Raw genomic sequence first — 6,282 nt, forward strand, 5'->3', positions numbered from 1 at the left:
CATCCCATAAGTTATCGGGTATAATACTACTGTTAATAAATAAGCATTAGAGGAAAGAAGAGGCAATATGAGAGTAATTAAGGCATTGATTGTTGTTGTCTTTTTAGCTGTTACCATTGTGTTTTCAGCTAATTATTATAAAGAGAAAACGGCAGATAATAACCATGCTCCAACTATTGAGTTCGGAGATGATTTAATTAAGGTATCCATAAAGGATGACGAATCAAAATTGTTAAAGGACGTTATTGCAAAGGATGCAGAGGACGGAGACATCACTAGCAATATTGTAATTGAAAGTATTTCCAAGTTTGTGGACAAGAAAAAACATATTAGTAATATAACTTATGTAGTATCAGATTCAGACAATAATGTTACTAAGAAAACCAGACAGGTTCAGTACACAGATTATAGAAAGCCGCGATTTACATTGTCGGCTCCGTTATGCTTCTATGTTGGTTCAGATGTTAATGTACCAGATGTTTTAGGCGCGGTAGATGATGTTGATGGTGATATAACTGATAAGGTAAAGATTTTGTCAAGTATTGCATCTACAAGAATTGCAGGTTCATATGTAATTACCGCTCAGGCTACTAACAGTCTGGGAGCTACATCTACCATTAAAGCTACTGTAACCATTAGGCAGGAAAATAATTTGGCACCTACCATTAAGCTTAAGAAAAATATTGTATACCTTAAGGTTGATGACAAATTCAATCCGGAAAGCTATGTTGCATCAGTTAAGGATAAAAATGGAAAGGAACTGCCTACTAATCTGGTAAAGGTGGTAAAATCTTCCGTTAATTTAAAGAAGCCGGGAAGCTATACGGTAGAATATGCAGTGAACTATGAACAGGAAAACGAATATATAACATATCTCGTTGTTATTGTGGAGGAATAAATGGATAAAAAAACCTTTAATATACATAATTTAGATTTATATTCTCTTAGTAAAGATTTGCTGTACGGACTGTGGATTATTATCATGATTGGAGCCATAGGAACCATGGTAACATATTCTTATATCAAGGATTCCTATGAACCACAGTATAGCAGTTCAGCTATATATGTAGTAACCCCAAGACAGAGTACAGGATATGTTTACACTAATAAAAGATTTGCGGAAAATGTTATAAGTGTTTTCCAGAATCTTTTAGATGCAGATATTATGAAAAACCGCATAAAAAAAGAGCTTCATATTGATATGAAAGATGTGAATATGAATGTTGAACTGATTACGGAAACTAATTTGATGAAGGTTACGGTAGTATCGGGAAATCCTGTTAAATCCTTCCGGATTATCGGTTCTATTATGGACAACTATAATGAATTGTCAGAATATTTAAATTCAGATGCGGTTATTGATACTTTAAGGGCACCGGTGGTGTCTACACATCCTGACAATGCCCTTATGCCCCGCAGCAAATCTATTGAGACGGGAATGATTTGTGCTTTTGTAGCGGCTTTAATTCTAGCAGCTTTAAGTATAATGCGTAAAACATTAAAAACTGAAGATGCAGTTGAAGAACAGTTAGGAACAACCCTTTTAGGTTCAATTTATCATGAAAGGAAAAACAGAACCTTCAAGGCAAAGATTGCACAGAAAGTTAAGGTTTTGCTGATAACCAGCCCTATTATTTCAACGAGATTTATTGAGTCAATAAATAATATCAGGGTTAAAATGGAATATGAACATGAAAGAAATCCTGAAAAAAATGTTTACATGGTTACCAGCGTTTGTGAAAATGAAGGAAAATCCACGGTAGCTCTTAATCTTGCCCTTTCCTTTGCAAGGGATGGAAAGAAGGTTATTATTATCGATGCAGATATGAGAAAGCCTGCTATTTGCAAGATGCTGGACATCCCTAAGGACAATGTTGTGGATGTGATTAAGTTATTGCAGGGTGACTGTGGTCTGGATGAGGTTTTATACCATGAGGAAAAGTTAGGTCTTGATATTATAATGCCTACCAAAGGACACTCAAGCACCCATGAATATGTAAAGTCCGGAGCCATGAAAGACCTTGTGCGTAAGTGTAGCAAGATGGCAGACTATGTTATATTGGATACACCACCTATGGCAATGGTATCTGATGCAGAGGCGTTGTGTGATGTGGTTGACTTTGTATCTATTGTAGTCAGATATGACTACTCATATGAGAAAGATATTGAATACAGTATTAACTTAGTAAATGATTCCAATGCTAAGCTGTTAGGCTGTATTTTGAACAACTATAAGACTTTTGGAAATAAGTCAGGCATAAAGAACTTTGGATATGACCAAAGCAGCGAAAGGGCGGTGGAAGTTTATGATGAATAATATGGACAATAACATCGCAGAGGAACAAAAAGAGACAAAGAGTCTTGCAGAAATAATGGAAAGCTTCGGAAAGGCATTTCTGAAATTATGGTGGATTGCAGTTATTTTAATGGTAGTAGCAGGTTTCCTTGGATATTACAAGTATAGGACCGGCTACATACCTATGTACCAGTCAGAAGTTACATTTTCCATTACTTCTCCGGAGTATGACGGACCGGATGAGACATACACAGATAACAATCAGTTGGCATCTACTCTGAGCGTAAGTTTTAATTACCTTATTAATAATGAAGTTTTTTATGAAATTATCAAGAAGGATTTAGGGCTTTCATATGTGCCTAGTGCAATTACCGTGGCAGCTGTTGAAAACACTAACATTATCAGTATTAAGGCAACCGGAACCAATGCGGAAATGAACTCCAAGGTTATTGATTCTGTTATTAATAACTATTCAGAAGTGGTTGAATTCGTTTTAGGTGAGACAAAACTTACGGTTTTGGAGCGCCCGTCAGGAGGAGATACTGCCATTAATCCATACCAGCCGGTGAATCAGACTTTAAAATATGGATTTATAGGTTTAGTTTTGGGATTGCTGCCAAGTATTATATATGCCTTCTTTGTTAAGACTATTGAGTCAAGAGACGACATAGAAAAGTATTTAAGTGTTACATGTTTTGGAGCGTTACCGGTAGTTGGCAACAGCAAAAAGGACAAGAAATATAAGATTTCCATATTAAACAAGGAAATTGGTTTTAGATATTTAGAGGCAATGCGAACTATTACCTCACGATGTGAGAGAGAGTTAGAGAGAAAAAATAGCAAGGTTATATTAGTTACCAGTACCCAGGCGGGGGAAGGTAAAACTACATTTGCCTTAAATCTTGCATACTCATTGTCTAAACTTCAAAATAAGGTTATGCTTATTGAAGGTAATATTAGGAGACCTGATTTAAGGAGCAGGGTAAATCCGGAGCTTTTAAGAGAGGGTCTTGCCAGCTATGATATGGAGCAGTTCTTAAATAAAGAGGTTAAAAGCAGTGATGCCATAGCCAACATTAAGGACACAAGAGTAATTATGTTAGCCCCGGATTTGCCGGTTAAGGATAAAACCGCTGTTGACTGTTTAAACTCAGATGCCATGGAGAGTTTTATTAACGAATGTAGAGATGTAGTTGATTATGTAATAATAGATGCTCCGGCATGTAGTGAGGTTTCAGATGCTGCGGTTTGGGCTAAGTACAGCGATAGTGTAGTTTATGTAGTTAAGGAAGATGGTGCCAAGGTAAACAAGATTCTTGATACCATTCAGGAGTTCTCATATACCCGTGTGCCGATAATTGGATGTGTGCTTAATGGAACAGCAGGTAAGCTTAAACTTTCTTACGGTTACGGATACGGCAAGCATTACGGTGGTTATAATTATGGCGGATACTATAGAAGTTATGGTTATTACAGCTATGGTTATGGAAGTTACGGAAAGTATTCGGACAAGGAATTTATAAGCAAGCCTAGAAAGCTTACAAAGAGTATTTCTTTAACTACAACGGATGAACAAAAGAAAGCGTTAGAGAACGAAAGAAAGAATAAAGGCGAAAATAAAAATGAAGATGAATAAGAAAGAAAAGATTTTTCATATTTGTGTAAGTGGAATTTTTGCATTATATTTAGGAATCCTGTTTATAGTAATTGTTTTAAAATTTCCCACGGGATTGGTAAGCAATACCATAAAAGGATGGATGAAAGGAGCTGAGGTAGCAAGACTTACACCTCAGCTTATTCCATTTAAAACGATTATACCTTATATACAACAGGCAAGAGCCATAACAGATTGGTTTGTTAAAAATCTGGCGTGTAACATTATTATGTTTATGCCCTACGGGTTTTTGTACCCCTTTGTTATGGAAAAAAGCATACAAAAAAATTGCAGGAGAACAATATTGTCCGCCTGCATTTTATCAGTATGTATAGAAATATTCCAATATATTTCAGCTTTTGGTCACTGTGATATAGATGATGTTATATTAAATACAGTGGGTGCAGCCATTGGATATGGCTTGTACTTAATTGCAGTTAAGATTATAAACCGCATCTTTTCATAAGCTCCCGGGTTTTGCTTATCTGCCTGTCAGTGACACTATTCATTGCCTTAAGTCGCTTACTGCTACTTTTAGGTGCTAAGAAAACACGCTTCAAATTAAGCCTTATGTAATAAAAAGGCAGGAGGGAAGGGTGTTTTTTTAATATATCTCCATAATAATTAATCATGATGTTTTTTTTAGGAAATATCTTTGCCATTAGGGAAACTTTTTTACCATTATCTTCTACAACACGGTTGGCCTCAGCCTGGGCAGAGGTTCCATAGGCACCATTGGAAATAACAAAGGTTTCCATAAGTTTCAGGGTTTTCCTTGTGTAATCATCCGGTATTACATAGTCATTACTAAACCAATATTTACATAAAGCCCGGGCATTTTTTTCAAAATCCAAAAGTCCTATACTTTTAAGCTCTCCGGCTATATAATCTTTGTCCACTGACCGGTAGGCATTAATCATAATCCAAATATCCAGAATATGAACAATTCCGATGCCACCGTTAATAAAGTGTTTTGCCATATGAATGATATGATAAATATAAAAATCTTCATCTCTCATAACATATTCATGGTCACTTTTTTTAATAAGCTTATCCCATATGTTTTTTAGGTAATCAGACCAGACCTCATATCCTTTATCAATAAGCTCTGTTTGCATTTCTATACGCATATTTCTGGAGATAGCTGCCAGCGGCTTATAAAAACTTATTTCCAAAGGTTCTCTTGACCATACTTTGTATCCGATATTTTCCATAAGGGAAATAAGCAGTTCGTTTTGCCGGTTAATCTTTTGAATTTGAGAGCGATATAAAATATCAACGTCGCTCATAACTCTCATCGCCGTATCAGGATAAAGGTATTTAATTACAGTGCCCTTTAGCAAAACAAAATCTATGTCATTCTTTTTTAATTCCTTTTTTATTATGTCAATTTCAAAGGAACGGTTAGTGTCTAAAACCAGATTCTTCCTATATTCAGTGGCGTAATCTTCAAAATGTGGTATAGACGAATATAAGGAAGGGGAAAGTTTTTGAAGTCCAAAAAATAAGGTGGAATAGATTTTATGACTTTTCCCAATCTTAAAAATAACCTCCCAATCAAGGTTTTCAGGTGGATTGGGAGGTATTTCGTCTGAAACAGCACATTTTAACAAACATAAAACATATCTAATCTCATTTTCATATATCATACTGTTTCTCCATAAATGGCTATTGCCATATTTAATATCTAAAATAATTCATCGTCGGCAATAGGTACTCCACGATGTTCAACGGAAGTTGAAAAAACAATCTGTGTCTTTGTGCTTCCAAAAGTCTGAAGCTCACCTATAAAATGGTCAAGCTCTTCAGTGCTCTTAAACATAACCTCAATAAGCATGGCATAATCACCGGTAACGCAGTTACATTCAACAACGTTGTTGCATCTTTTTATGTAAGGATAAAATTCCTTCTTCTGGTCCGGATTTACCTCAAGGTTAATAAATGCCTTAATGTGATAGCCTAACTCTGCGGGATTAATTTTGGCACTATATCCTGTTATAATTCCTGCCTGCTCTAATCGTTCAATTCTGGCAGACACCGCAGGGGATGATAAAAACACCTGACTCGCAATAGTTTTAAGGGGGATGCGGGCATTGGCATGCAGAAGCTTAATAATCTGCTCATCGATGTGGTCTAAATCATGTCTCATAGTAGTACTCCTTTCGTAATAAATTTCAGTCTTTGTTTATTTTATAAAGATTATTCCTTACAAAATACTTATTAATTATAGCATATACTTTAAAAAATATACAATAACTTTCTTTCCATATTTGCACCGGCCAAAATTAAAATTTTAAATTCCACTCTCCCATCTCACAGTGGAATTTACTTT

Annotated in this window: 6 protein-coding genes; 4 read left to right on the plus strand and 2 right to left on the minus strand. The window is 35.6% G+C overall.

The window, feature by feature from the left end:
* Positions 1 to 67: 67 nt before the first annotated feature.
* Genes DWW68_RS12925 through DWW68_RS12940 form a run of 4 tightly spaced genes read left to right on the plus strand, consistent with a single transcriptional unit; the run spans position 68 to position 4,416 of the window.
* Complete coding sequence (locus DWW68_RS12925) at positions 68 to 898, plus strand: hypothetical protein (RefSeq protein ID WP_118590264.1); 831 nt, start codon at positions 68 to 70, stop codon at positions 896 to 898.
* Positions 899 to 2,317 carry a polysaccharide biosynthesis tyrosine autokinase gene (locus tag DWW68_RS12930; protein WP_118590267.1) on the plus strand — a complete coding sequence of 473 codons (1,419 nt, stop codon included), beginning with the start codon at positions 899 to 901 and terminating at the stop codon, positions 2,315 to 2,317.
* Positions 2,307 to 3,932, plus strand: a complete 1,626-nt coding sequence (locus DWW68_RS12935; protein WP_158576918.1) for a polysaccharide biosynthesis tyrosine autokinase — start codon at positions 2,307 to 2,309, stop codon at positions 3,930 to 3,932. The genes DWW68_RS12930 and DWW68_RS12935 overlap by 11 nt, the downstream gene beginning before the upstream one ends.
* Positions 3,919 to 4,416 carry a VanZ family protein gene (locus DWW68_RS12940; RefSeq protein WP_021952674.1) on the plus strand — a complete coding sequence of 166 codons (498 nt, stop codon included), beginning with the start codon at positions 3,919 to 3,921 and terminating at the stop codon, positions 4,414 to 4,416. Before DWW68_RS12935 ends, DWW68_RS12940 begins: the two co-directional genes overlap by 14 nt.
* Here the strand turns inward: DWW68_RS12940 and DWW68_RS12945 are convergent.
* Together DWW68_RS12945 and DWW68_RS12950 are read right to left on the minus strand one after the other, a co-directional pair.
* Positions 4,394 to 5,599: a nucleotidyltransferase family protein gene (locus tag DWW68_RS12945; protein WP_118590273.1), complete on the minus strand. Its 1,206-nt coding sequence runs from the start codon at positions 5,597 to 5,599 to the stop codon at positions 4,394 to 4,396. The genes DWW68_RS12940 and DWW68_RS12945 overlap by 23 nt on opposite strands.
* A gap of 38 nt (positions 5,600 to 5,637) precedes the next feature.
* Positions 5,638 to 6,099 (minus strand): Lrp/AsnC family transcriptional regulator, encoded by a 462-nt coding sequence (locus DWW68_RS12950; protein WP_021952676.1) that lies wholly within the window; start codon positions 6,097 to 6,099, stop codon positions 5,638 to 5,640.
* Between the last annotated feature and the right edge of the window lie 183 nt (positions 6,100 to 6,282).

The sequence above is a fragment of the Eubacterium sp. AF16-48 genome, from assembly GCF_003479405.1.
Classification (GTDB): domain Bacteria; phylum Bacillota; class Clostridia; order Lachnospirales; family Lachnospiraceae; genus Eubacterium_G; species Eubacterium_G segne.